Source organism: Roseiterribacter gracilis, from assembly GCA_018332375.1.
GTDB classification, from domain to species: Bacteria; Pseudomonadota; Alphaproteobacteria; order BOG-932; family Roseiterribacteraceae; genus Roseiterribacter; species Roseiterribacter gracilis.
The window spans coordinates 815,045-839,718 of the sequence record BOPV01000001.1; the positions used below are offsets into that span (position 1 = coordinate 815,045).

Here is a 24,674-nt window from a genome sequence, read left to right on the forward strand (position 1 = left end):
TCAGAAGTTGCGCCGCAAATCCATGCCGGCGTACAGCTCCGCAACCTGCTCGCCATAGCCGTTGAACGGCAGCGTTTCGCGGCGGCGGAATTCGCCGATGCGGCGTTCGGTCTTCTGCGACCAGCGAGGATGATCGACGTCAGGATTCACGTTCGAATAAAAACCGTACTCGCTCGGCGCCGACACGTTCCACGCGGTGCGCGGCTGCGAGTCTTGCAGCTTGATCCGCACGATCGACTTGATGCCTTTGAAACCGTATTTCCACGGCACGACCAGACGCACCGGTGCACCATTCTGGTTCGGCAAGGTTTCACCGTAGAGACCGACCGCAAGCAATGTCAGCGGATGCATCGCTTCATCGATGCGCAGCCCTTCGCGATACGGCCATTCCAGCACGCGACGGCTTTGGCCCGGCATCTGTTCTTTGTCGTAGAGCGTTTCGAACGCCACGTATTTTGCGTTCGAGGTCGCGCCGACTTTCTGCAACACGCTGGCCAGCGGCACGCCGATCCACGGCACCACCATCGACCAGGCTTCGACGCAGCGATGGCGATAGACGCGCTCTTCGAGCTCGGCCGGCTTGTAGAGATCTTCCAGCGCGTAGGTGCCGGGACGATCGCACGCGCCTTCAACGACGATGCTCCAGGGCGACGTGCGCAACGTGCCCGCGTTCTTGGCCGGATCGTCTTTCTCGACGCCGAATTCGTAGAAATTGTTATAGGTCGTCACCGCCTCTTTGGCGGTCGGCTTGTCTTCAGCGCGAAACGGGCCCGGCTTGGCGGCGAGCGACGCAGCAAACGCATTGGCGCTGAAAGCCGCCGTCGCGAGCGCGCCGACGCTGGCGCCAAGAAATTCCCGGCGTGCGAGATAAAGCCGTTGCGGCGTGATTTCCGACGAAGGAAGCGTCGGTCCCAGGTGCTGTCGCATGGATGGATCCTCGTGTGTCCCGTGCTTCGTAAACGCGCCGGCAGAGGTTACTGCGTCATTACGGCAGCAGGGTCAGGAACACGTATGTCGCGAATAGAACCAAATGAACGAAGCCGGACAGGATGTTGGTGCGTCCGGTGCCAAAGGTCAGCGCCGCAACGATCAAGGTCAGCACCAGCAGCACCATGTCCTTGCCTTCCAGCCCGAGCAGCAAATTCTGCTTGGTGAAGATGCTGACCGCGGCGATCACCGGAATCGTCAGCCCGATCGTGGCGAGCGATGAACCGAGCGCGAGGTTCAGACTCTGCTGCAGGCGATTGCTGCGCGCCGCGCGTACCGCCGCGACGCCTTCAGGCATCAGGATCAGCAAGGCGACTGCGATACCGACCATGCCTTCTGGTGCGTCGGCTGCGGCCGTCACCGCCTCGGCCAGCAAAGCGAATTGCTTCGACAGAAGAATGACCGCGATCAGCGCGACGAGCAGCATGCCGAGATTGGTCATCATCCGGCGATCGAACGCGGCCGAACCGATCGGACTGTCCTGATCGCTGAGGTCCGCGAAATAGTCGCGATGCTGGATCGTCTGGATGAACAGAAACACGAAATACAGCGCCAGCACTGCGATTCCGACAAACGTCAATTGCGCGACGGAGTAGATCGGACCAACCGGCGTCGTGAAGTTCGGCAGGATCAAGGTCAGCACCGATAACGGCATCAACACGATCAGATAGGCGGCAACGCCTTTGGCGCGAAACCCCTGCTCGCGATAACGCAAGCCGCCCAGCACGATGCACAGCCCGACAAGGCCGTTGCAGACGATCATGATCACCGCAAACACCGTGTCGCGCGCGAGCGCAGGTTTGGGATGGTCGCCAACCATCGAAGTCGCGATCAGCGCCACTTCGATCACCGTGACCGCGATGGTCAGGATCAACGTGCCGTACGGCTCGCCGACGCGATGCGCGATCTCTTCGGCGTGATGCACGGCGGCTGAGATCGCTGCAAACAAGACCGCGATCAGCGCAACCGACGCGACGATGCGCATGCCGATCGGCGTCGCCGCCGCGATCAGGTCGATTTGCGAGAAGGCCGGGACGCTGAGCAGCGCCACCACTGGCGCCACGATCGAAGGCCAATGCGTCTTCATGCAGCGGCCCCGCCCGGGCGTCGCGTCCACCAACCTTGAAAAATCAATCGCTCGAGAACGAACATGATCAGCAGAGTAAGCAAGACGCCGATCACCGTGTCGCTGAGAAAATGCGCGCCGCGGGCCATGCGCATGAAGGCGACGACCGCAGCGAACGCGCCAATGCGCCAGGCCCAGCGCCGCCGCTGCACGCCCACCGGCCAGGCCCAGGCCAAGGCCACCAGCGCCACGGCGAAGCTCGCGTCGCCCGAGACGAAGCTGCAATTCTTGGCGCACTGGTCGCTGACCGCCCAGGCCGGGCTGAATCGTTTGGTGCCGCCGAACTCAGCGATCTGGTTGGGCCGCGCGCGACCCCAATTGTCTTTGAGCACCACGTTGGCGACCAAGCCCGGCCCGATCGCGATCGTCAGCACGACGAACAACAGCAGCGGCCTTGTCAGGCGCCAGATTTGTGCGCGGCGGATCTCGCCCCAGACGAAGACCAGCAACAGCGCCGCCAGGCCCCATTCGATTGCCGCCGGCACATTGTCGAAGATGCGCGCTGCGACCGTGTTGGTGGTCAGGAATTCGTGGTCACCGCGATAGAACCAGCCTGCAACGTGCAGATCGATCCCCGGCATAACGACGAACAAAAGCGAGCTCAGACAAAGGATGAGAAACAGGACGCGGATCATCTTTGTATCCGTGACTTGGGCGGCATAGCTCCGCCACGGTGCGAGAAGCATGCGCAGCCGTTCGGCTCGCATACGCGTGCGTTCGATGTCGTCTTCCGTCCGCGCTTTCAGCCCCGGCAGCAAGTGGCGAATGCCGGCATCGATCCGCTCGATGCGGCCGGGCTTGTCGCCACCGGAGTCACGAAAGGCGCGCACCAGCTCTTCCCGGAACGAACATTCGCGCGGTACCAGCGCCAACAGCGGCAGCGATGCCCGCACCTCTTCAGCTTGCGTGAACGGCGTGTCGGTCAGTGCCTGCGGAATCCAGATCCACCCATTCTGAAGATCGCGGCGCACCATCGCGGCAGCCGCAAGCTCGTCCATCGCTGCGATGATCCGGTCGCGATCCAGGCCGGTGTCGCGCGCCGCGTCGTCGGCATCGAAGCAGAACGCGCCGATACGGTTTGACGACGGTCCGATGACCAACCAGCTCGCCAGCAATTTCGCGTCGGCGCCGATCGACGGCCCGCGCCAGAAGGCGGCCAAACTCATCCCTTGAAACCGGTCACTTCGAGATAGCGGTAGACGCGTTGACGGCCGGTGCCGATGCGCTGGAACAGGCGGCCAACCGCGTCCGCTTTTTCAAATCGCTGCGTCACCGGACTGTCGCCCTCAAACGGCAGTACCAACAGCCCGTGCGCGCCCGTCTTAGCGTCGATCGGTTGCGTCAGCTCGAACTGGTTTCCCGGCACCGGTCCGGTCGGAATGATCACCAGCGGGGCTGGATGGTCGCGCAGATAATAGGTCAGCGCCGCCATCGTCTTGCGGTCGACGGTGATGATCGACGCATACGGCAGTTCGTAGCTGCGATTGCGCACGTCGCGCGCCATGCTCGACCAGCCGCGCCGGAAAGCGAGCGGCGCGTCGAGCACCTTCGGCAGCGGCATGGTCGCAACGCCGGCGGCATAGACGTAGAAAACCAGCATGACCGCGAGATGCAGCACGATCGATGCGGCGGCGATCCGCTTGCGTCCAGTCGCCAATAACCAGCGCACCGCCCAGACACTGCCCGCCACATAGGCCGGCGCGGCCCAGTTGGCGTGTGCACGCGCGATCACTGCCTGCACCAGAACGATCACAAGCGGCGTCAGCGTGAAGCACAGCAGAAACCGCTCGGTGAGGTCGGCCGGATGCCGACGCAGCAGCGCGATCCGCACCAGCAGCGCGCCGAGCAAGATCGGACCGAACACGCCGAATTGCGACCCGATCCAGGGCAGCGCCCCTTCCGTGTCGGTTGCGCTGTCGTTCCACGCCGCATTCGCTGCGGTATGACCGAACGTCGCCCAGCCGTTGGTTGCATTCCAGATGACGTTGGGCGCGATGCACAACAGCGCGATCGCGACTGCAAGCAGCCCGCGTTTCGATAGCCAGAAGCCGCGCGCGTCGCGCGACCAGAGTGCGTGCAACGCAGCGGCGACGACGAAATACGCCATCGCATATTTGGCGAGAAATCCGATGCCGATGCTGAGGCCCAGCATGGCGCTCCAGCGGATCGTCGGCGCCTTCGGTGCTTCGACATAGGCAAGAAGTGCAACCGCCCAGGCCGCCAACAGCGGCGCATCGGTCGAGATCAAGGTCGACGAAAACGTCACGCCCGGCAGCGTCGCGTAGGTCAGCGCGCTCCAGAAACCCAGCCGCCCGTCACCCAGCGTTGCGCCCAACCGGTACAGCGCGAACGCGGCCACCGCGTGACACAGCGGCGACGACAGGCGCACGCCATATTCCATGTCGCCAGCAAGCTTGGTCGTTGCGGCGATCAACCACGCAATCAGCGGCGGCTTGGAAAAATAGCCGAACGCAAAGTCGCGGCTCCACGACCAGTACTGGGCTTCGTCGGGCAGCAGATCGAGCGGGCTGACCTTTAGCACGGCCAAACGCAGCAAGGTCAGGCCGAGCACCGTCGCCAAGGTCCAGCGCGCCCAGGGCGGCACGAATGCGGCGTTGTTGGTCGTCATGACTCGAACTCTAGCACCAACCCGTCGAACGCCGGCGCAACGCCCGCCGGCAGTTCGTGACAAAGCGTGGCGTAATCCATCGTGTGATTGAGATGCGTCAGATAGGCGTTGCGCGGCCGCAGCCGTTCGATCCAGCCCAGCACTTTTTCCAGATGCGCATGCGCGATATGGGGCTCGCGCCGCACGGCAGCGACCAACCACGTATCGACGCCGGCCAACGTCGCCCAAGCATGATCGTCGAGATCCTGCACATCGGTCGAATAGGCAAACGGACCGACGCGCACGCCGATCGACGTCGTCACGACGTGGTCCTGGCGGAACAAGGTCAGGTCGAGCCCGTCAAGCGGCAGGCGATCGCCGGCTTCATGCGGAATCAAAGTCGGCTTGTCGTAATAGCCGGTGCGTCCGCCGCGGCCGAACATGTACGGAAAGCGCCGGTCGAGATCGTCGAGCGTCGAACGGTCGGCATAAATGTCGATCGGCGCGCGGCGCGCGATCGTCAGCGCGCGCAGGTCGTCGATCCCGGCTGTGTGATCGGCGTGATGATGCGTGAACAAGATCGCATCGACCCAACCGATATCGGCGCTGAGCAATTGCTGGCGAATGTCGGGGCCGGCATCGATCAAGACGCGCTTGCCGGCGCGTTCGATCACGACGGCCGGACGCAAACGCCGATTCTTGGGCTCGTCCGGATCGCACGCGCCCCAGATCGGTCCCAACATCGGCACGCCGGTGGAGTTACCGCAGCCGAGAACGGAGATTTTTAGCGTCACGCGACTTGGCGTGCGCGCGAGAACAGCCGAAAGAAGTTCTCGGTCGTATGCTGGGCCAACGTTGCCTGGTCGACGCCTTTCAAGTCGGCGACGAACCGCGCCGTGTGCGCGACGAAGGCCGGTTCGTTGCGCTTGCCACGCATCGGCGTCGGCGCCAGATACGGCGCGTCGGTTTCGACCAGCATCCGGTCGAGCGGAACCAGCTGCGCGATTTCCTGCAGCTCGACCGACTTCTTGAACGTGACGATGCCGGAAAACGAGATGTAGAGACCCATTTCCAAGGCGCGTTCCGCCATGGCGCGGCTCGACGAGAAACAATGCAGCACGCCGTTGGTGCTGTTCTCTTCGCGCATGATCTGCAGCGTGTCGTCTTCGGCGTCGCGCGTATGCACGATCACCGGCAGGCCGGTCGCGTTGCACGCCTGCAAATGCACGCGGAACTGCCGCTGCTGCACGTCGCGCGGGCTGGTGTCGTAGAAATAATCGAGGCCGGTTTCGCCGATGCCGACCACCTTTGGATCCTGCGCCAGCTTGATCAGCTCGTCGGTGGTGACGTCCTGCTCTTCTGCGCTGTGATGCGGATGCGTGCCGAGCGAGCAGGTCACGTCGTCATTCGCGGCAGCGATGGCGCGGATCTCGTCGAAGCGGCGCACGCGCGTGCAGATCGTCAGCATGTGGCCGACGCCCGCCGCGCGCGCCCGCGCCAGCATCTCGGCGTGGTCGGGTTTGAAATCGGGGAACTCGAGATGGCAATGGCTGTCGACGAGCATCAGGACTTCGTCACTTTTGCAGTTTCCGTGATCGTCAGCCCTATCTCGTCGGAAGCGATGCGCGGAAACAGACCTTGCGGTGCCGGCAGCGCGGTGCCCGGCGCGACCGCGTATTTCGGATCGGCATGTGCGAAGTCGCGACGATCGGCAGGCACGCCAAGCTGATCGAGCAGCCGCGCCATCGTGCCGGGCATGAAAGGCTGCAGCACGATCGCGATCGGACGCAGCGTCTGCACCAGCACCGCCAGCACCGTCGCCATGCGCGCGGGATCGGTCTTGCGTAGCGCCCACGGCGCCTGCTTGTCGATATATTGATCGGCCTGTCCGATCACGCTCCACACGCCTTCGAGCAGCTTGCCGAACGCGATGTCGTTCATCGACGCGCGCGCCGCCGGCACGATTCCGTCGGCTGCGTTCAACAGCGCCTGATCTTCCGGCGTCAACTCGCCCGGCACCGGCACTTTGCCGTCGCAATTCTTGGCCACCAGGCTCAACGAACGTTGCGCCAGATTGCCGAGGCCGTTGGCGAGATCGCTGTTGATGCGATGCACGACCGATTGCTTGCTGAAATCGCCGTCATTGCCGAACGGCACTTCGCGCAGCATCGCGTAGCGGAACTGGTCGAGACCGTAGGTTTCGACCAACGCCAGCGGCTCGATCGCATTGCCGAGCGACTTCGACATTTTCTGGCCTTCGACCGTCCACCAGCCATGACCGAATACGCGCTTCGGCAGAGGCAGACCCGACGCCATCAAAAAGGCCGGCCAGTAAATCGCGTGAAAACGCACGATCTCTTTGCCGACGAGATGCAGATCGGCGGGCCAGTATTTTTCATAGAGACCGCCCTCTTCCGGCGGCCAGCCAAGCGCGCTGACGTAATTGAACAGCGCGTCGAGCCAGACATAGACGACGTGACCTTCGTCGTTCGGGACTTTGATGCCCCAGTCGAAGGTGGTGCGGCTGACCGAAAGGTCTTTCAGCCCTTGTTTGACGAACGAGATGACTTCGTTGCGTCGGCTTTGCGGCTGAATGAATTCGGGGTGCGCGTCGTAATGCGCGAGAAGCTTGTCGCCGTAGTCGCTGAGTTTGAAGAACCAGCTCGGCTCTTCGACCCATTCGACCGGATTGCCGGACGGACCGACGCGCGAGCCGTCGTCTTTCGTGGTCAGCTCGTCTTCGCCGTAGAAGGCTTCGTCGCGGACCGAGTACCAACCTTTGTACGAGTCCGAATACAGCGCGCCCTTGTCCGCCAGCAGCGTCCAGAATTTCTTGAGCGCTTCGGTGTGGCGCGGCTCGGTGGTGCGGATGAAATCGTCGTAGGTGGCGCCGACTGCATCGGCCATCGCGCGGAACTTGGCGGCAACCTGGTCAGCGAACTCGATCGGCGTGACGCCAGCCGCAGTCGCCGATTGCTGCACCTTCTGGCCATGCTCGTCGGTGCCGGTGAGAAAGCGCACGTCATAGCCGTCGAGACGCTGGAAGCGCGCCACGACGTCGGCAGCGATCGTCGTGTAGGCGTGGCCCAGGTGCGGCTCGCCATTCACGTAATAGATCGGCGTTGTGACGTAGAAACTGGGCATGGTCTGCGGCGGACTCGTTTAAGCCGCGGCTGCCTCGATCGCGCGAAGTGCCGCGAGCAGCGCATGGCGCCGATCAAGATTGGCCGCGTCGGTGGTCTGAAACTGGCGGGCGGCCTTATCCCACGCCTGTACCAGCCGCTCAAGCGAGCGAGGATTCTGGAAACGCGCCGCGGGCGCGGAATCGCCCGGCAGGATCTCCGGCGGAACCTCGCCGCGTGCGGCATATCGGGCCGCCCGCGTCAGCCACCAGCCGATCAAATCGACCGCAACCCGATAGGACGCATCGGCCGAAGCCGCGCCCAGCCGGTCGGCAAAGCCATGCGCCGCCACCACGTCGAGACGGGGCAAGGTGGCCAGCAACTGCACAAGATCGGCATAGAGCTCGAGCCCGTCAGCATCGGCCAAGGACAGTGCGCGGCCGATCGAGCCGTCCGCCATCCGCGCCAGCGCGTCGCGTGACTCTGCATCGAGATCACTACGCCACCGCGCCAGCAGCTCGCGCACATGGGCTTCGTCCAACGCGTCGAGCGTCAACATACGTGCGCGCGAACGAACCGTCGGCAGCAATCCGCCCGGACGATCGGTGACCAGGATCAAGCAGCAACGCGGCGGCGGTTCTTCGAGAATCTTGAGCAGCGCATTCTGGCCGGCGCGGTTCAGGCTTTCGGCACCATCGACGATCACGCATCGCCAGCCGCCTTCAGCTGCCGTCAGGCGAAAGAACGGCGCGATCTTGCGCACGTCGTCGACCGCGATGTCTTTCTTCGTCTTGCCTTTGTCGTCGTCAAAGCGGCGCTCGACGGTCAGCAGATCGGCGTGCCCCGATGCAGCGACGCGCCGGAACACCGGATGTTGTTCGTCGATTGCGAGCGAGGTCGGCGCTGCAGGTGCATCGCCAAACAAAGACGGACCTTCATCGCGGGCTTCGCCGCCGCCGGCGAACAGAAAGCGCGCAAACCGATAGGCCAAGGTTGCTTTGCCGACGCCGTTCGGTCCGGCGAAGACCCAGGCATGCGGCATGCGGCCACCGCTGCTTGCTTCAAGCAGCGTCTGTTCGGCGCGCGCCTGTCCCAGCAAGCCGGGATTGGCGCGCGGTTCGGGCGCCGTCTCGCTCATCGGCCAAGCTCGGGGAACTGCAGGATCAGGGCTGCACGCATGTCGGCCTGCACCGATGCAGCGTCGCGCGCCGCGTCGATCATGGTGCAGCGCTGCGGCGAACGTGCCGCGATGGTGAGATAGCCTTGGCGCAGCTTTTCGTGGAAGGCGTAACCCATCCGCTCGTAGCGATCTTCGTCGCCATGCCGCGTCTTGGCGCGCGCCAACCCGATCTCGACCGGCACGTCGAGGATCAACGTTGCGTCAGGCCAGAAGTTGCCGAGCACGCTTTCATGCAGCGTGTGTACCCACGCTTCGCCAAGCCCGTAACCAAAACCCTGATACGCCACCGATGAATCGGCGAAGCGGTCACACAACACCCAGTTGCCGGCAGCCAGCGCCGGTTCGATCGTACGGTCGACGTGATCGCGCCGCGCCGCATAGAGCAACAACGCTTCGGTGACGGGCGACCAGCGGCTGGGATCGCCGGTGACCAGCAGATTGCGGATTTCTTCAGCGCCGGGACTGCCACCCGGTTCGCGCGTGACTTTGGTCGTGATGCCGCGTTCGGCGAGCCAAGCGACAAGCGGCGCGATCTGCGTCGACTTGCCGGCGCCCTCGCCGCCTTCGAGGCTGATGAACTTGCCGCGCGTCACGAAGTCTTCGGCGGACCGGACAGCAGATACGACAGCGACGCACCGATACGACCGAACAGACCCAGCCGTTCGACCGGCTGTGCCGCAACCAGTGGGAATTCGATCGGCTGGCCGGTCGCCGTGCTCAAGACCAGCGTACCGATCGGCTGGCCTTGCGCGATCGGCGCTTTCACCGTCTGCGGCATGCGCACGACCGCTTTCATGGTGCGTTTTTCTTCGTTCGACAGAACCGTCTTAGCCGGTGCTGCGACCGTCAACGGTACGCGGTCCTGCGTGCCCAGCCACACGCCGGCATTGTCGATGATCTCGCCCGGACGCGCCACGTCGACCATCTGATATTCACGGAATCCGAATTCGATCAGATTGGCGCCTTCGTCGGCGCGTGCCTGCATCGACGGCAAACCGTTCATCACCATGATGATGCGGCGGCCGTTGCGCTCCGCCGACGCAGTCAAACCATAGCCTGCGGCTTCGGTATGGCCGGTCTTCATGCCGTCAACGCCGATGCCTTTGTAGAGCAGCGGATTGCGGTTCCCTTGTTTGATCTTGTTCCAGGTGAATTCGCGTTCCGAATAGAAATGATAGTGCTCGGGGAAGTCGCGGATCAGCGCCATGCCGATGATCGCGAGATCGCGCGCTGTTGAATAATGTTCCGGATCCGGCAGACCGCTGGCGTTGCGGAAGTTCGTATTCATCGCGCCGAGCTTTTTGGCGCGCGCGGTCATCTGTTCGGCGAACGCGCCTTCGGAACCAGCGATCGCCTCAGCCAGCACGCGCGTCGCGTCGTTGCCCGACGCGATGATGACGCCGCGCAGCAGATTCTCGACTGACACGCTTTCGCCCAAAGCGAGGAACATTTCCGAGCCGCCGGCCTTGCCGCCCTCACCCCACGCGCTGCGCGACACGGTCAGCATGTCGTCCATCTTCAGGCGACCCTGCTTGATCGCGTCGAACACCATGTAGGCGGTCATGATCTTCGACATCGACGAGGTCGGCATGCGCTGGTCGGCGTTCTTCTCGAACAGAACGCGACCGGTGGTGACGTCGATGATCACGGCCTGCTTGGCAGCCGTATCCATCGTCGGGCCGGCAGCGTGCGCGAGACCGGCAACGAGAAGCACCAACAAGCTGGCGAAGAGGGACAGGCGACGCACGGACATCCTCACTTACTCTGCAACGATCTTGGCGTCGCTCGCACCGCCACTGACGACTTTGGCGAGCGTCGCATCGGCCTGGTCGACGCTGGTCAACGGACCGACCCGCACACGATAAAAGGTGCGGCCACCGACCTGGACCTGGCTGACGTCGGCATGACCGACCTTTGCCAGTTGCTGACGCAGCTTCTCGGCATTGTCCAGTACGCCGAAAGCACCAGCCTGCACGTAGAGCTGCGTCTTCTTCGGCGCCGTTTGTTTTACAGAAGCGGCAGGCAGGAAGCGCCCGCCTTCGTTGGTCCCCTGCACCACCGCGGTCGCGGTGCCGGCAGCGGCTTGCGCCAGCAGTTTCTTTTCATCGACCGCCGGCGTCGCGACGCGCACCGGTTCGGCCAGCGGCGCCGGCAAGTCGGTGCGTTCGACTTCGCGCCCACCCGACGCGACCACGGTCGGCGGCACCGGTGCCTCGGCGACGAGCGTGCCCGTCGGCTTGCCTTGCAAGGCGGCCTCTTTGATCGTCTGGCTTTCCTTGGCGAGGATCTGCACACGCACTTTGGCGGTGCCGACTTTCTCGACGCCAAGCAGCTGCGCCGAACGTTTCGACAGATCGATGATACGACCCGCAACGAACGGTCCACGATCATTGACGCGCACGACAAGCTGTCGGCCGTTATCGAGATTGGTGACGCGCACCAGGCTCGGCAGCGGCAACGTCTTGTGCGCGGCGGTGACTTCGTTCTGGTCGTAGACTTCGCCGTTCGCCGTGTATTTGGCGTGAAATCCGGGACCATACCAGCTGCCGACGCCGGTTTCGTCGTAGCTGTAATCTTCGCGCGGCACGTAGCGCACGCCTTCGACTTCGTACGGATTGCCCACTTTGTAATAGCCGCGCTGTTGCGTCTGGCTCGGCGCCGGACCGGCCGATTTCGCGGGCTCTTTCGTGCTGGTGCAGGCGCCGACCGCCAATACCAGCGCGACAAGCGATACGCCCTTTAGCGAAACACAACGCATCACGGCGCACCGCCGATACGGTCGGACAACAGACCGACGGCGGCGGCGAAATAGGTCGAACGATTCCATTTCATCACGGCGCGGAAATTGTCGCCGACCAGAAAGGCGCGGCCGCCGGGACCGTCAGGCTGCACGATCGATGTTTCACCGGCAATTTCGGGCAGCGCCGCGCCGCCAAGTTTCTTCACGCCGCGACTGCGCCAGATATCAACCGTCTTGCGCACATCCGGGCCGATCGCGAGACGATCGAAGTTCGGCGGCAGCTTGACTTCGCAGCCCCAGCTTTCGCCGCCTTTCCAGCCCAGTCCGCGCATGAAATTCGCAGTCGATGCAAACACGTCGGCGGTCGAACGCCAGATGTCGCGCTTGCCGTCACCGTCACCATCGGCGGCCCATTTGCGAAAGGTCGACGGCATGAATTGGGCCTGCCCCATCGCACCCGCCCACGAACCTTTCATCGCGTCAGGCCGGATATGGCCTTCGGCGAGAATGCGCAGCGCTTCGAGCAATTCGGTGCGGAAGAACGCGGCGCGGCGTCCTTCAAAAGCGAGCGTCGCCAATGCATCGATGACTTTGAAATTGCCCTGCACGTCGCCGTAATTCGATTCCATCGCCCACAAGGCGATGATCGTGCGCGGCGCGATGCCATATTCGGCGCTGATCCGCTGCAGCAGGGCTTTGTGCTGCACCAGCAATTCGCGACCGCGTGTGACGCGCGCATCGCTGACCGTGTTGGCCAGGTACTGCGCCATCGTGATGGTGCTTTCGGGCTGTTTTCGATCCAGCTCGACGACGCGCGGAATCGGTTTGACACCGTCCAGCGCGACATCCGTCACGTAAGGCGGAATGCCTTTTTGGTTCGCTTCAACGCGCAACGCTTCGAGCCAGGCGGAGAAATCCTCCTGAGCGGTGGCGGTGTTCGGCGACGCCAACGAAGCGGCGAGCAGCAGGGCAAGGAAAATACGGCGCACCAACCGGGTGTAGCGGCGCGCACCGAGTCGGAGCAACGCGAGCGGCGCCCGCAGCTCAGTCGTCGAGAAATTCCGCAATGGCGGTGCCCATTTCGGGCCGCGTCACCGCGCTCATGTGATTGCCCGGAATGGTGACCAAACGCCCGTGCGGCAACGCTTCGGCCAGGTCCGCAGCCGAGCCGTTGTCGTGATCGTCGACACCGGACAGGACCAGGATCGGCATCTCCAGCGCAGCCAACGCTTCGCGCGGCGTGTCGACGAAGGTGCTCAGCACGTGCAGCAACGCCACCGGATCGCCGCCGGTGGTCTTGAGGAAGGCCTCGGCCATCCATTCGGGCGAATTGCGCGCGAAGGTCCCGAGATTGGTCAGGATATGGCGGAAATGGCTGCCGCGGCCGGCGGTGTGGAGAATGCCTTCCAGCCCCATGCCGGCGACGATGGCGCGCTTGGGCCGCGCGCCGCGTGCCAGCATGCGCACCGTCGTACGCCCGCCCAGCGAGTAGCCGCCAAGGTCGTAGTCGGTCAGCGCAAGCTGTTCGAGCAGCGCCAGCCCGTCATCGGCCAGCACATCGTGCGGATATGACGCCGCGTCGTGCGGCTTGGCGCTGTCACCGTGCGCGCGCAGATCCGGCATGATCACGCGATAGCCGCGCGCCGCGATCCGGGCAGCGTGGCCATAGCGGATCCAGTTCACCGTCGCGGTCGAGAAATAGCCGTGTATCAGCACCAGCGGCCGCCCCTCGCCCATCTCGCGATAGACGAGCGGCGCGCCGTCACGCCCTTGGAAGGGCTGCGGAGGAAGATCGGACATGCTGCACCAGTCTCCCTACGCTGCCGCGCAGCTTCGGGAGATCACCCTGCGCTTGGTTGTGTGTGGCCTGTCACCCAGAGCTCCGCAGGAGCGCAGAGTGGCGGAAGGGGTGGGATTCGAACCCACGGAGCCCTTTCGAGCTCGCTAGTTTTCAAGACTAGAGCCTTAAACCACTCGGCCACCCTTCCGTCGGGCGCTGTGCCTAGCACGACAGAACCACGCCGTTAATCAGGCGCGAAGAAATTGGCGGTTCATTTGTCCGCCGGCGGATTCGTCCGCCGCTCAAGGGGAACAAATGGCCAAGAACAAGCCGCCTCGCGACGAATACGAGTACGACGCCCGCCCAAGCTGGTTCAGCCGGATTTTCTGGTGGCTGTTCGCAGCGGGTTTCTGGGGCTGGGTCGCCTACGAATTCTGGCAAGGCTCGACGCAGGACCGGCGCTGGATCGCCGCTGCCGCCGCGCTTGGCTTTGGCGTGCAATATATCGCCAACAAGATCGATCGCCTCGAACGCCGTTCGGGCAGCGCCGTGATGCGCCGCCTCGATCAGGTCGAACGCGCGGTCGGCTTGCTGCGGCTCGAAATCGAAATGGACCGCCCGCCGGCGCCACGCGCCGTCGATAAAACTTCGCCGCCAAAAACTGCGGCGAAGTAGCGTCCGATCTGCCGGAGCAGCTCGATCAGATGAAGTTGATCAGGCTCAGATCTTTGAGCTGCGCCATCAGCTTGTAGCTGGCGGTCAACTGGGCCTGCAGACTGTCGAGACGCGTCAACGCGTCGGCGACGTCGGTGTCTTCGACCGTGCCGATGAACTTGTCGAGCGTAGCACCGGTCTTCTCGTGCGTCGCAGTGGTGGTGTCGAGGCTCTTCTGCAGCACGCCCAGACGCGCATCGAGCGCGGTGAGCTGGTTCGAACCGCCGCTCGGACCGCCAGCGAATGTCAGCGGGCGTGCCGTGCCCGACGCATCGACCGAGGTGCCGCGCATTAGCTCGAGCTGACGGTTGTAGACCTTCCAGAAACCGGCATCGGTTTCACCGGCCTGGCCGTATTGGAGCTGCGAGGTGATGGCGTAGCCGATGAGCGTGTCGACGAAACCGTTGTCGGTCGCCTTCACCGTGTAGTCGACGTTGGTCTGGTCATCGACCTGCGCCTGCACTGTGTTGGTCGGTGCGTTCAGCGCCGTGAAGTTCGCAGCCGCCGTACCAGCACCACCCCACGGAATGGCATTGCGCACCGCATCTTCCAGCGTCTGCACGGCTGCAGCGTTCTGGGCCGAACCGTAAAACGTCGTCAGCGCCGTCTTCACGTTGTTGAGGAAGGTCGGCATCTGCGACTGGTCGATCGGCGCGGTCGCGGTCAGGCCGCCCGCGAACACGTAGCGACCGTCGACCTTGGTGTTCATGCGGTCGACCAGCGATTCAAGCTGCTTGGTCGACACGGTGTTGAAACCCGTCAGACCGGCCGGCGCCGTGTTGGTGTTCTGTGGCGGCACCTGCATGTCGGCGACGAGGTCCGACGCGTCGTGTGCGTTGTCGACCAGCGCCGCGTCCATCACCTGCACGCGCGTACCGACCGTCGCGATATTGTCTTTGTACGTGTTGATCTTGTTGCGGTCGGCGCGCAGCGACAGCGAACGCAGCGAGTCGACGCCGCCCAGGTCGCTGAAGATCGACGCGATCTTGCCGCTGCTGATCTGCCCTTGCGTCGTCAGCATCTGGCTGCGGACTTGCGTCAAGACCGAACGCAGGTAGGTCTGCTGCGCGACGTCCGAGATATTGAGGCCCATCGTACTTACTCCTACGACCGAACTGCGGCGAGCAGGTCATCCATCATCTTGCTCAGCGCCGAGATCACCTGGGCGTTGGCAGCGTATGACTTCTGCACCGTAATGATGTTTGCCGTTTCACCGTCGAGATTGACGCCCGACTGGTTCTGCTGCCGTTGCACCAGCGCATCGCGGAACGACGATTCAAAGCTCTGGCGTTGATCGACCAGATCCTTGTCGTTCGCCTGTTTGGCAATCAGCTGCTGCGAGTAATCGAGGATCGTCGTGTTGCCGGGCAAGCCGGTATTGAGATTGGCTTTGACGCCGAGACCCGTCGTCGCGATCGCCACCGTGTTGCCGAAGCTGATCGACAGAACCCGGTTGATCACATACGGGTCGCCCGGATTGGTCAGCGGAATCGCCGGCGTGGGCGGCGGACCGGCCGACGCGGCGGTCACGACGTTACCCTTTTGCACGACGCTGGGATCGCCGCCTTGCAGCGGATCGATGCCGGCATTGACTTTGAGCTGTTGTGCAAGACCGACATGGCCGGTGGGCGGCGCGGTCGTCACGCCAGCTAGGTTCGTCAGCGGCACCGTGCCGGCGGCATCGGTGAACAGGCGCAGGCCCGACGCTTCGAACTGCGTCGCGACCGTGTAGGCCAATTCGTCGAGCTGCGCTTGCGCGGTCGGAAGAACCGTGTCGCGCAATTCGATCAGCGCGCCGATCTTGCCGCTCGGCGCGGTCAGCGTGATGTCTGCGGCGTTGGTGCCAAAACCGATCCAAAGCGACGGCGTCGTCACCGGGAGCTGGCCATAGGCCGTGGTCGCACCCAGCGCCGGCGGCGGCACTGGCGGAAGACCTGGGGCCGCAGGCGCTGCAACGCCGTAGCTGACCTGTGCTGCCGTCGTGTCGGCCAAGAAGCGGCCTTCGCGCGTCTGCACCGTCAACACGCCGTCCGAACGCAGGAAGGTCGAGATGTTGAGCTGTTCCGAGACCGTGCGCACCGCTTCGTCGCGCTGATCTTCCAGATCGGGCGCTGACTGGCCGATCACGACCTGGGCCGAAATCTGTTTGTTGAGCGTCGCGATCTTGGCGAGCTGTTCGTTCACCGTCTGCACCGAGCCGACGATGTCGTTTTGGGCCTGATTTCGCTGCTGCTGGATCAGGTTGCCCAGACCGTTGATGTCCTTGGCGAAGGTCGAGGCGCGGGTCACCGCTTCCTGCTGCAGAACGGTCGAGTTCGGCGTCGCCGAGAGCTTGGTGAAGGTGTCTTTGATGTTCGCAAGCTCGGCCGCGATCGAATCTTCCGAGTCTGGCTGGCCGTAGACCTGGATGACCCGGTCCATATAGGCCGAAAGCGTCGTCAGGCGCTGCGCGTCGCCGGTCTGGCGCCACACATCCTTCTGCAGCGCCGTGTCGACATCGCGCTGCAGGTTGCCCGCGAGGACGCTGAAGCTGTTTTGACCTACTACGACGGTCTGGAGCGGCACATTTTTCCTGGTGTACCCCGGCGTCTGGACGTTCGCGATGTTTCGCGAGGCAACGTCTAGCTGCTTCTGGGTTACGCGCAGGCCTTGCAGGGCCGTTTGGAGCGCTTCAAGTGACATTTCTTGCCTAGTTCGCTCGGGTTCTGAGACTTCTCCGCCAGGGTCATTGCAACCAGCGTGCCGCCAGCTTTGCCCCGCCCCGCCTGCGACCCCGGCAAGTCCTGCCCCCTCCTTTCAGTGCAGCGCAGCAGTGGTAGGTTCAGCGCCCCATGACCAATGCAACTGAGCCCGGCCGCGAAGGCGATGCGGCCGACGGCGTCATGCCGGCGCCGACGCGCGGCCGGCTCAAGATCTTCCTCGGCGCCGCTCCCGGCGTCGGCAAGACCTATTCCATGCTGGAGGACGCGCAGCGCCGCGCCCGCGACGGGATCGACGTGGTCGTGGCCCTGGTCGAGACCCATGGGCGCCAAGAGACCGATGCGCTGCTGCGCGGGCTGGAGATCCTGCCCCGCCGCACCCTGCTCAACCGCGACCGTCCCTCCCAGGAGCTGGACGTCGACGCAGTGCTGGCCCGCCGGCCCAAGCTGGCGCTGATCGACGACATCGCCCACGCCAACGCGCCGGGCAGCCGCCACACCAAACGCTACAAAGACATCCAGGACATTCTGGATGCCGGCGTCGACGTCTACACGACGCTGAACGTCCAGCATCTCGAGAGCCTGAACGACGTCATCGCGCGCATCGCCCGCATTCGCGTGCGCGAGACCCTGCCCGACCAGGTGCTGGAAAAGGCCGACGAGATCGAGCTGATCGACTTGCCGCCCGAAGATCTGATCGAGCGGCTGCGCCAGGGCAAAGTCTTCGTGCCCGAACAGGCGGCGCGCGCGATCAGCCATTTCTTCAGCCGTGGCAACCTGACCGCGCTGCGCGAACTGGCGATGCGTGCCGCGGCCGAGCGCGTCGACGCCGAAATGCTCAGCTATATGCGCGCGCATGGCGTGTCGGGCCCGTGGCCGACCCGCGATCGCGTCATGGTCTGCGTGCATGAAGGCACGTCGGGGCAAAAGCTGGTGCGCGCGACGCAGCGCATGGCCGACCGTTTGCGCGCCGCCTGGATCGCGGTGCACGTGCAGACGCCGCGCGAAGAAGGACTCAAGGAAGACGCCAAGGACCGAATCCAGGAGACGATGCGGCTCGCCGAACGTCTCGGCGCCGAAGTCGTCTCGTTGCCGGGGGCGCAGGACGTCGCCAACGAAATTCTCGCCTATGCGCGGCAGCGCAATGTCAGCCGCATCGTCGTCGGACGCCCGCGCACACGCGGTCTGCGACAGCTGCTCAAAAAGTCGGTGACCCACACGCTGGTCGACCAGGCCAAGAGCTTTGAAGTGATGGTCGTCGGCAACGAAGAAGATTCGGCCGCCGACGCCGCGCCGATGGCGATCCCGGGTCTCGAAGAATTCAAAGCCTCTTCGTGGAAAGATTTCGGCCTGGCGACTTTGTCGATCGTGGTCGCTGCGTTGTTTGCCGCCGTCGCCGAGCTGTTCGTGCCGCTGCAGACCTTGGCCGTGATTTTCGTGTTGCCGGTGTTGTTGACCGCAGTGCGCGTCGGCCTGTGGTGGTCGATGTATGTCAGCTTGCTCGGCTTCGAGGTTTACAACTTCTTCTTCACCGAGCCGCGTTTCACGATTGCGATCGAGAACCGCGAAGACCTGTTCATTCTCACGCTGTATCTCGCGATTGCGTTTTTGACCGGCAATGTCGCAAGCCGCGTACGCGACCAGGCGCGCGCGTCCCGCCAGGCTGCGCGTCGCACCGCGCGTCTCTATGAATTTTCGCAGCGCGTTGCTGGTGCCGCAGGACGCGACGACGTGCTGTGGGCGGTGGTCCATCACGTCGCGTCGACTTTGCAGTGTCGCTCGCTGGTGCTGCTGGCGCGGCCTAAAAGCAACAAGCTGACGATCGAAGCGGGTTATCCGCCCGAAGACGAGCTGACCGAGAACGCAGCGGCCGCGGCGGATTGGTCGTGGAAGCACGGTAAGCCGTCCGGCTGGTCGACCGATACGCTGCAATCGTCGGAGTGGCTGTTTGTGCCGTTGCGCACCGCCAGCGGCATCGTCGGGTTGGTGGGCGTCGCGTTTGATGACGGCACCGCCGAACTGAATCCCGAACAGCGCCGCTTGCTCGACGCGGTTGCCGACCAGGCCGCCGTCGCAGTCGAGCGAACCAATCTCGCCGCGTCGATGCAGGATGCGCGCGTGTTGACCGAGACCGAGCAGCTGCGCTCGGCGCTGCTGTCGTCAATCAGCCACGATCTGCGCACGCCGCTGGTATCGATCATCGGGTCGGCAACCAGCCTGGTGAATTTCGGCGAAAAGATCCCGCTCGAAAGCCGGCATGAGCTTTTGCGCACGATTCTGGAAGAAGCCGAACGGTTGAACCGCTTCGTGCAAAACCTGCTCGACATGACGCGGCTCGGCTATGGCGCGCTGCAACCCAAGCGCGACTGGGTCGATCTGCGCGACATCGTTGCACGTGCGCTGGAACGGTTGAAGCGCGCGCTCGAAGGATTCGAGGTCGCGATCGATATCGCGACCGACCTGCCGCTGATCTATGCCGATCCGGTTTTGATGGAGCAGGTGTTGCTGAACCTGCTCGAAAACGCCGCCAAATATTCCGGCGGCACCAACCGCATCTATCTGCGCGCCTTCGTGCGCGACAGCAAAATCGTTGTCCGCGTGACCGATGAAGGTCCCGGCATTCCCGATGGCGAACGCGAGCTTGTGTTCGACATGTTCTATCGCGTCAAAGCCGGCGACACGCGCATTGCGGGTACCGGCCTTGGCTTGGCGATCTGCCGCGGCTTGATGCAAGCCCATGGCGGCACGATTGCGGCGCTGCCCGGCGAACACGGCCGCGGCACGACGATCGAACTCACCCTGCCCCGCAAAGAAGTGCCGGGCACCAAACCAACCGACGATAAAAGCGCTTCAAGGAGCGCCGCATGACCAACAATGAAAACGACCTGCCGCCCGACAATGACGCAGACGAGCTTGCGCGCGGCGACGCCGACAAGATCCTGATCGTCGACGACGAGCCGCAGATCCGGAAATTCCTGCGCATCAGCCTAACCGCGCACGGCTACGACGTCGTCGAAGCTGCAACCGGCGCCGAAGGCGTCAGCCAGGCAGCGGGCGAAAAACCCGACCTGATCATCCTCGATCTCGGCCTGCCCGACTTTGATGGACATCAGGTGCTGGCGAAGATCCGCGAACGTTCGCAGACGCCGGTGATCGTCTTGTCGGTGCGCGCCGGCGAGGTCGAAAAAGTGCGCGCGCTGGACGGTGGCGCGGAAGACTATCTGACCAAGCCGTTCGGTATCGGCGAATTGTTGGCGCGCATTCGCGCCGCTCTACGCAAACGCGGCGACGGCGTCGAACCGCGCGACATCGTGTTCCGCAAAGGCGATCTGATTGCCGATCTCGGCCACCGTCGCGTCACGCTGCGCGGTGACGAGGTCAAGCTGTCGCGCAAAGAGTACGACATTCTGAAACTGCTGGTGGTGAACGCCGGCCGTGTCGTCACGCACCAGCAAATCCTCAGCGAGGTCTGGGGACCGAACCATCTCGAAGATACGCACTATCTGCGCATCCATGTCGGTCATCTGCGGCAAAAGCTCGACGACGATCCTGCGTCGCCGACCTACATCTTGACCGAACCCGGCGTCGGTTACCGGCTCGCCACCGACGATTGAAGGAGTGCTGCCTGGTGCTGCGGCACCGGCAGCGTCTCTCGCGCCATGTCGAGACGCCCATCGCGCACACGCCAGATTTCGCCGGCGGAAAATTCCTTCTCCAGGCTGGTCGTGTCGTGTGGCTTGAGCATGTCGAGCAGATCGTGCGGCTCTTTCGGCAGCACGTGATTGATGCCGAGACGCGGCAGCCCGTTGGAAATTTGTAGCGGCGGCGTCAGTCGGTCATGCACCGGCATGTGCGCCAACGCTGGCGGAAACAAAACCGGGCGTGGCCCGACCAGCGGATCGTTGGCACGTACATGGTTGATCGATGTGGCGAAGGACGCCGCGTCAGCATGCGGAAATGCCTGGCGGATGTAGAGCGACGGATCGGGCGCCGCGAAACTCTCCAGCACTGGAAGGCGCTGCTGGTTCGCTTCGACGGCGCTGGCGAACTGGATATAGGCGCAGGCACCGCCCAATGAATGGCCGGTCAATTGGACCGGCGTTGCGCTGCGCGATCCATAGTTACGTTCGACATCGCGATAGAATGCAGTTGCATCATCAAGCAGCGGCAGATGGCGCACACCCGCCAGCAGATCGATGTCGGTCGACAGGTCGCGCGTTGCTTCACCCGGAATCTCGTGCGCGGCCTTGGTCGTGACGTCGCTACCGCGACTGACCAGCACGACTTCGCTGAAGTTGCGCGGATTGGCCGGATCGCGTCGCCCGATCGCGTAGCCTTGATACCCGCTCGCTGTTTCGGCCTTGGTCAGCAGCTCCAGCCCAGCCGGCAAACGTGCCGGGTCAGGCGCATAGGCCCATTCGGACAGGAGCAGCTTGGTCCGCGTATCCATCGGCGCGAAGCATAGCGATAATCAGGTCCGTGAAAAAGAACGAAATTACGTTCTTTTATCGCTTTTTTGTTTTGCCGAATGCGTTGGCGAGCGCGCGCATCGTATCGGCGTGCTTCGGCGAAGCCTTCTTCGGCGGTGGTGCAGCGTCGCCCGAAACGCCAAGCGGGCCCTTCGATTTCTCGAAATTCCGGCCGAGCTGGCCGATCAGACTGTCGAGCGCCTTGGGTGGCATCGCTTTGGGCGGTGGCGGCGCCTTGCCTGGTTTCAGGCCGGGCACGATCTTGCCGCCGTGATTGATCGCGTGCGCCGCGATGCCGACCAGGAATGGTTGCGTCAGCTCGCGCAGCAACTTCTCGTCGCGCTGCGCCCAGCCAACCAGCACGCGCTGTGCCTGATTTTGGTCGCCCTGCGCGATATCGAGTGCTTCGCGCACTTTCTGATCTAAATACGTGGCCAAGCCTGCGCTCCTACTTCGCTCCCGCTTATCATGCGGATCCAAATCATGCTGGTCGAGATCTTCGCTGACTTCGTTTGCCCTTGGTGCTGGATCGGGCGCCATCGCTTTCTGCATGCGCTGGAGCAGCGGCCCGGCATGCCGATCGAGATTGCCTGGCGCCCCTATCGTTTGAACCCATCCATGCCGGCCGAAGGCATGGATCGCAAACTCTACGTTACGTCGAAATTCGGCGAAGGGCCGCGCGTCGACGCAATGTACAGCTTGATGACACGAGTCGGCGCTGAACTGGGACTCGAATTCGCGTGGGACAAGATCGAGCGCGCGCCCAACACGCTGCTCGCCCACCGGCTGGTGCGGCTTGCCGAACGTGCCGGCCTTGCCGACACGATGGTCGAGCGTTTGTTCAGCGCCTATTTCCGCGACGGCGTTGATCTCGGCGACGCGGACGCGCTGGCGGCGCTTGCAGGCGAGGTCGGCATCGATCCCGCCGATGCAGCGCGCTTTCTCGCCGGCGACGAGGATTGCGCCGCAGTGGTTGCCGCCGACGGGGCTGCGCGCCGGCATGTCGACGGCGTTCCCTACTACGTGTTCGATCGCCGCTTCTCGCTTGCCGGTGCGCAAGACAGCGAAGCGTTTCTGCCGGTGTTCGACGCGGTGCGCGCAGCCTAGTCGCGGCGCGTCCAGGGCCGCGTACCGGCGACCGCTGCAACGGTCATAACCGACCCGGTACGCAAATCTATCGTATGGGCGCCGTCGCGCTGCAGCTTTGCACGGTCGATGCGCGCAACACCGGGACAGATCTCACGATCGACCAGATCGACCACCAGCGTGACGCCATCGCATAGATTTGCCGGCGGCTTGGCTTCCACCAGCAGCACGCTACCGGCGCGACATGCGCCACGTTGGCAAAGAAGCGGTGGTGTCGCGACGCCGGCAAACGGAAATGGCACCTGCGCGGCACCGCCAAGACGACGCGCCCAGATGTCGGCTGTGAATTTGCCGCGTTTCGAAGTCGACAAAGCCAACGCGCCGTCGTCGCGACGCACGCCAATCAGCTTGCCATCTTCGGCGACAAGAATATCGGGCGGCGTCGCGGTGCAGCCGATTACGACCGCTGCAGCAACGGCAAGCCAGCCGAAATGCCGTACGCGATGCGACCACAAAAGCAGCCACAGACCACCTGCAACGGCGAGAAAGAATGCGGCGGTCGGCAAGGCCGGCACGTGCAGCACGGCGCCCGGCAGGCCGGCGAAGAACCGCGCAATGTCGAGCAACAACGCGATGCCCCACCCCATCGGAACCAGCGCGATCTGCTCCAGCCCAAGCGGCAATAGCGCGTAGGCCAAGACGCCCCAGCCCATGATCCAGAAATCGTTGAGCGGCACCGCAATCACGTTGGCGACGACGCCCCAGGTCGAGATCTGCTGGAAATGGTAGAGCGCGAACGGCGCCGTCGCGAGCGTGGCCAGCGCCGACATGCAAGCGACACCGACAAGATAGGCGCAGGCGCGTCGGACGAACCCGCCGCCTTCGAGCCAATAGAAGACGCGCTTGCGGATGCTCTCCCAGACCGCAACGATCGCAAGCACCGCCCCGAACGACATCTGAAAGGACGGGCCAACCAGCTCTTCCGGTTCAGCCAGCAGCAGAATGATCGCTGCCAACGCCACCGTGCGCAGCGAAACGGTGGCGCGATCGAGAATGATCGCGCTCAGCACAAGCCCGCTCATCAACATCGATCGCTCGGCCGAAACCGGTGCGCCGACAAACTCGGTATAGGCGATCGCTGACAGCAATGCCGCGGTCGCAGCGATTTTTTTGATCGGCCAATGCAGCGCAAGGAACGGACTCAACGCCAGCAAGGCACGCAGCACGACGAAGACGAAGCCGGCTGCAATGCCGATATTCATGCCCGAGATTGCCAACAGATGCGCCAGACCGGATTGGCGCATCGCTTCGACGTCGGCTTCGTCCATTTGCCCGCGTTCACCGGCAAGCAAGGCGATTGCAATTGCGCCGACGCCGCCTTCGAGCACCTTGCCGATCCGGTCGACGACGTCGCGGCGCAGTTGCGCGACCGTCGACGGCGTTTCACCACCAGCCAGATCGCGCGTGCGATCAAACCGCCGGACCGCCCAGCCAGTACCGCCAATCCCGTCGAACCAAAGCTGACGGCGCTGATCGTAGGCGCCTGGCGCAACCGGCCGCATCGGCGGCTGCAGATCCGCAACCAGGCGCACGCGATCGCCCAGCCGCGGCGTATCGGAATCCTGGGTCAGACGTACGCGCAGTTTCTGTGGCGTCGCTGCGCTAGCGAGCCCCGCTACGCGCGGCGTGCTGAGCAGCACGCGCAGCCCGGCCTCGCGCGGGTCGAGCATCGTCACGACACCCTCGACCGAGGTCGGTCCGGTCGCTTCGGTCAGAATGGGTGCGGCCACATGCTCGGCGCGGAACTGTGCTGCGGCGAAGCCAAGCGCGACGAGCGCAAGCGCCATCGGCAACACGGAAACCGGCCAGCGCCGCATCCAGATCGCGAGCGCCGCCGCGATACAGGCGATGCCGGCGGCGATATTGGTCGGCGGCTCGTTCGGCAGTTCGAAATACAGCACGACGCCCAACCCGATCGCGACCGGAAGCCACAGGATCCGCCGCGGCCGCTCCTGGGCCCAGACACGCGCCGCCCAGGCAGACCAGCCAGGCCGCCGCGCCGGCGTATTCCAGCCGGTCTCGTCGGTATCTGCGGGCCAGGTGAGATCGGACATGCAGGTGGGGATCCTGCACAGGCCGCAGCCGCCGTGCTAGGACCGCCGC

Annotated in this window: 22 protein-coding genes and 1 tRNA gene; 4 read left to right on the forward strand and 19 right to left on the reverse strand. The window is 63.9% G+C overall.

Annotation, left to right across the window (positions count from 1 at the left end; all coding sequences use genetic code 11):
* The 14 genes from msrP to TMPK1_RS04085 all read right to left on the reverse strand — a co-directional run bounded on the left by msrP (position 1) and on the right by TMPK1_RS04085 (position 13,751).
* Complete coding sequence (msrP, locus tag TMPK1_RS04020) at positions 1–927, reverse strand: protein-methionine-sulfoxide reductase catalytic subunit MsrP (protein ID WP_420241591.1); 927 nt, start codon at positions 925–927, stop codon at positions 1–3.
* A 58-nt stretch (positions 928–985) separates the two neighbouring features.
* Positions 986–2,074, reverse strand: a complete 1,089-nt coding sequence (locus TMPK1_RS04025; RefSeq protein WP_420241592.1) for a calcium:cation antiporter — start codon at positions 2,072–2,074, stop codon at positions 986–988.
* Positions 2,071–3,279: a phosphatase PAP2 family protein gene (locus TMPK1_RS04030; protein WP_420241593.1), complete on the reverse strand. Its 1,209-nt coding sequence runs from the start codon at positions 3,277–3,279 to the stop codon at positions 2,071–2,073. Before TMPK1_RS04030 ends, TMPK1_RS04025 begins: the two co-directional genes overlap by 4 nt.
* Positions 3,276–4,742 (reverse strand): ArnT family glycosyltransferase, encoded by a 1,467-nt coding sequence (locus TMPK1_RS04035; RefSeq protein ID WP_420241594.1) that lies wholly within the window; start codon positions 4,740–4,742, stop codon positions 3,276–3,278. Before TMPK1_RS04035 ends, TMPK1_RS04030 begins: the two co-directional genes overlap by 4 nt.
* Positions 4,739–5,515, reverse strand: a complete 777-nt coding sequence (locus TMPK1_RS04040) for an MBL fold metallo-hydrolase (protein WP_420241595.1) — start codon at positions 5,513–5,515, stop codon at positions 4,739–4,741. Before TMPK1_RS04040 ends, TMPK1_RS04035 begins: the two co-directional genes overlap by 4 nt.
* Positions 5,512–6,285: a TatD family hydrolase gene (locus tag TMPK1_RS04045; protein ID WP_420241596.1), complete on the reverse strand. Its 774-nt coding sequence runs from the start codon at positions 6,283–6,285 to the stop codon at positions 5,512–5,514. Before TMPK1_RS04045 ends, TMPK1_RS04040 begins: the two co-directional genes overlap by 4 nt.
* A complete protein-coding gene (gene metG, locus TMPK1_RS04050) occupies positions 6,285–7,865 on the reverse strand; it encodes a methionine--tRNA ligase (protein WP_420241597.1) in 1,581 nt (526 codons plus the stop codon). The genes TMPK1_RS04045 and metG overlap by 1 nt, the downstream gene beginning before the upstream one ends.
* An 18-nt stretch (positions 7,866–7,883) precedes the next feature.
* Positions 7,884–8,981, reverse strand: a complete 1,098-nt coding sequence (locus tag TMPK1_RS04055) for a DNA polymerase III subunit delta' (RefSeq protein WP_420241599.1) — start codon at positions 8,979–8,981, stop codon at positions 7,884–7,886.
* Positions 8,978–9,616, reverse strand: a complete 639-nt coding sequence (gene tmk, locus TMPK1_RS04060; protein WP_420241601.1) for a dTMP kinase — start codon at positions 9,614–9,616, stop codon at positions 8,978–8,980. Before tmk ends, TMPK1_RS04055 begins: the two co-directional genes overlap by 4 nt.
* Positions 9,613–10,776 (reverse strand): D-alanyl-D-alanine carboxypeptidase family protein, encoded by a 1,164-nt coding sequence (locus tag TMPK1_RS04065; protein WP_420241603.1) that lies wholly within the window; start codon positions 10,774–10,776, stop codon positions 9,613–9,615. Before TMPK1_RS04065 ends, tmk begins: the two co-directional genes overlap by 4 nt.
* A 6-nt stretch (positions 10,777–10,782) precedes the next feature.
* Complete coding sequence (locus TMPK1_RS04070) at positions 10,783–11,781, reverse strand: septal ring lytic transglycosylase RlpA family protein (RefSeq protein ID WP_420245613.1); 999 nt, start codon at positions 11,779–11,781, stop codon at positions 10,783–10,785.
* Positions 11,781–12,788 carry a lytic murein transglycosylase gene (locus tag TMPK1_RS04075; protein WP_420241604.1) on the reverse strand — a complete coding sequence of 336 codons (1,008 nt, stop codon included), beginning with the start codon at positions 12,786–12,788 and terminating at the stop codon, positions 11,781–11,783. Before TMPK1_RS04075 ends, TMPK1_RS04070 begins: the two co-directional genes overlap by 1 nt.
* Positions 12,789–12,807: 19 nt before the next feature.
* Positions 12,808–13,563 (reverse strand): alpha/beta fold hydrolase, encoded by a 756-nt coding sequence (locus tag TMPK1_RS04080; protein ID WP_420241605.1) that lies wholly within the window; start codon positions 13,561–13,563, stop codon positions 12,808–12,810.
* A 98-nt stretch (positions 13,564–13,661) separates the two neighbouring features.
* A tRNA-Ser gene (locus TMPK1_RS04085) sits at positions 13,662–13,751 on the reverse strand.
* 107 nt (positions 13,752–13,858) lie between these two features.
* Here TMPK1_RS04085 and TMPK1_RS04090 point away from each other — a divergent pair.
* Positions 13,859–14,218, forward strand: a complete 360-nt coding sequence (locus TMPK1_RS04090) for a hypothetical protein (protein WP_420241606.1) — start codon at positions 13,859–13,861, stop codon at positions 14,216–14,218.
* 25 nt (positions 14,219–14,243) lie between these two features.
* Here the strand turns inward: TMPK1_RS04090 and TMPK1_RS04095 are convergent, their stop codons facing one another.
* Positions 14,244–15,350 carry a flagellin gene (locus TMPK1_RS04095; protein ID WP_420241607.1) on the reverse strand — a complete coding sequence of 369 codons (1,107 nt, stop codon included), beginning with the start codon at positions 15,348–15,350 and terminating at the stop codon, positions 14,244–14,246.
* An 11-nt stretch (positions 15,351–15,361) separates the two neighbouring features.
* The gene (gene flgK / locus TMPK1_RS04100) at positions 15,362–16,939 is read right to left on the reverse strand and encodes a flagellar hook-associated protein FlgK (RefSeq protein WP_420241608.1); all 1,578 of its coding nucleotides are present in this window, start codon (positions 16,937–16,939) and stop codon (positions 15,362–15,364) included.
* Between the two features lie 149 nt (positions 16,940–17,088).
* Here flgK and TMPK1_RS04105 point away from each other — a divergent pair, with 149 nt between their 5' ends.
* A complete protein-coding gene (locus TMPK1_RS04105) occupies positions 17,089–19,824 on the forward strand; it encodes a sensor histidine kinase (protein ID WP_420241609.1) in 2,736 nt (911 codons plus the stop codon).
* Complete coding sequence (locus TMPK1_RS04110; RefSeq protein WP_420241610.1) at positions 19,821–20,570, forward strand: response regulator; 750 nt, start codon at positions 19,821–19,823, stop codon at positions 20,568–20,570. Before TMPK1_RS04105 ends, TMPK1_RS04110 begins: the two co-directional genes overlap by 4 nt.
* Here the strand turns inward: TMPK1_RS04110 and TMPK1_RS04115 are convergent.
* Both TMPK1_RS04115 and TMPK1_RS04120 read right to left on the reverse strand, forming a co-directional pair.
* The gene (locus tag TMPK1_RS04115; RefSeq protein ID WP_420241611.1) at positions 20,546–21,406 is read right to left on the reverse strand and encodes a hypothetical protein; all 861 of its coding nucleotides are present in this window, start codon (positions 21,404–21,406) and stop codon (positions 20,546–20,548) included. The genes TMPK1_RS04110 and TMPK1_RS04115 overlap by 25 nt on opposite strands.
* A gap of 55 nt (positions 21,407–21,461) precedes the next feature.
* Positions 21,462–21,863 (reverse strand): hypothetical protein, encoded by a 402-nt coding sequence (locus tag TMPK1_RS04120; protein WP_420241613.1) that lies wholly within the window; start codon positions 21,861–21,863, stop codon positions 21,462–21,464.
* 30 nt (positions 21,864–21,893) lie between these two features.
* Between TMPK1_RS04120 and TMPK1_RS04125 the strand changes: the two genes are divergently transcribed.
* The gene (locus TMPK1_RS04125; protein WP_420241614.1) at positions 21,894–22,532 is read left to right on the forward strand and encodes a DsbA family oxidoreductase; all 639 of its coding nucleotides are present in this window, start codon (positions 21,894–21,896) and stop codon (positions 22,530–22,532) included.
* Here the strand turns inward: TMPK1_RS04125 and TMPK1_RS04130 are convergent.
* A complete protein-coding gene (locus TMPK1_RS04130) occupies positions 22,529–24,625 on the reverse strand; it encodes a ComEC/Rec2 family competence protein (protein WP_420241615.1) in 2,097 nt (698 codons plus the stop codon). The genes TMPK1_RS04125 and TMPK1_RS04130 overlap by 4 nt on opposite strands.
* Between the last annotated feature and the right edge of the window lie 49 nt (positions 24,626–24,674).

What these genes read in the sequence shown, in the direction of transcription:
- TMPK1_RS04055 (WP_420241599.1), bottom strand. Translation starts at nt 8,981, where the DNA reads ATGAGCGAGACGGCGCCCGAACCGCGCGCCAATCCCGGCTTGCTGGGA.
- TMPK1_RS04090 (WP_420241606.1), top strand. Translation starts at nt 13,859, where the DNA reads ATGGCCAAGAACAAGCCGCCTCGCGACGAATACGAGTACGACGCCCGC.
- TMPK1_RS04105 (WP_420241609.1), top strand. Translation starts at nt 17,089, where the DNA reads ATGACCAATGCAACTGAGCCCGGCCGCGAAGGCGATGCGGCCGACGGC.
- TMPK1_RS04125 (WP_420241614.1), top strand. Translation starts at nt 21,894, where the DNA reads ATGCGGATCCAAATCATGCTGGTCGAGATCTTCGCTGACTTCGTTTGC.
- msrP (WP_420241591.1), bottom strand. Translation starts at nt 927, where the DNA reads ATGCGACAGCACCTGGGACCGACGCTTCCTTCGTCGGAAATCACGCCG.
- TMPK1_RS04095 (WP_420241607.1), bottom strand. Translation starts at nt 15,350, where the DNA reads ATGGGCCTCAATATCTCGGACGTCGCGCAGCAGACCTACCTGCGTTCG.
- TMPK1_RS04035 (WP_420241594.1), bottom strand. Translation starts at nt 4,742, where the DNA reads ATGACGACCAACAACGCCGCATTCGTGCCGCCCTGGGCGCGCTGGACC.
- TMPK1_RS04070 (WP_420245613.1), bottom strand. Translation starts at nt 11,781, where the DNA reads ATGCGTTGTGTTTCGCTAAAGGGCGTATCGCTTGTCGCGCTGGTATTG.
- TMPK1_RS04030 (WP_420241593.1), bottom strand. Translation starts at nt 3,279, where the DNA reads ATGAGTTTGGCCGCCTTCTGGCGCGGGCCGTCGATCGGCGCCGACGCG.
- TMPK1_RS04115 (WP_420241611.1), bottom strand. Translation starts at nt 21,406, where the DNA reads ATGGATACGCGGACCAAGCTGCTCCTGTCCGAATGGGCCTATGCGCCT.
- flgK (WP_420241608.1), bottom strand. Translation starts at nt 16,939, where the DNA reads ATGTCACTTGAAGCGCTCCAAACGGCCCTGCAAGGCCTGCGCGTAACC.
- metG (WP_420241597.1), bottom strand. Translation starts at nt 7,865, where the DNA reads ATGCCCAGTTTCTACGTCACAACGCCGATCTATTACGTGAATGGCGAG.
- TMPK1_RS04080 (WP_420241605.1), bottom strand. Translation starts at nt 13,563, where the DNA reads ATGTCCGATCTTCCTCCGCAGCCCTTCCAAGGGCGTGACGGCGCGCCG.
- TMPK1_RS04110 (WP_420241610.1), top strand. Translation starts at nt 19,821, where the DNA reads ATGACCAACAATGAAAACGACCTGCCGCCCGACAATGACGCAGACGAG.
- TMPK1_RS04045 (WP_420241596.1), bottom strand. Translation starts at nt 6,285, where the DNA reads ATGCTCGTCGACAGCCATTGCCATCTCGAGTTCCCCGATTTCAAACCC.
- TMPK1_RS04065 (WP_420241603.1), bottom strand. Translation starts at nt 10,776, where the DNA reads ATGTCCGTGCGTCGCCTGTCCCTCTTCGCCAGCTTGTTGGTGCTTCTC.
- TMPK1_RS04025 (WP_420241592.1), bottom strand. Translation starts at nt 2,074, where the DNA reads ATGAAGACGCATTGGCCTTCGATCGTGGCGCCAGTGGTGGCGCTGCTC.
- TMPK1_RS04130 (WP_420241615.1), bottom strand. Translation starts at nt 24,625, where the DNA reads ATGTCCGATCTCACCTGGCCCGCAGATACCGACGAGACCGGCTGGAAT.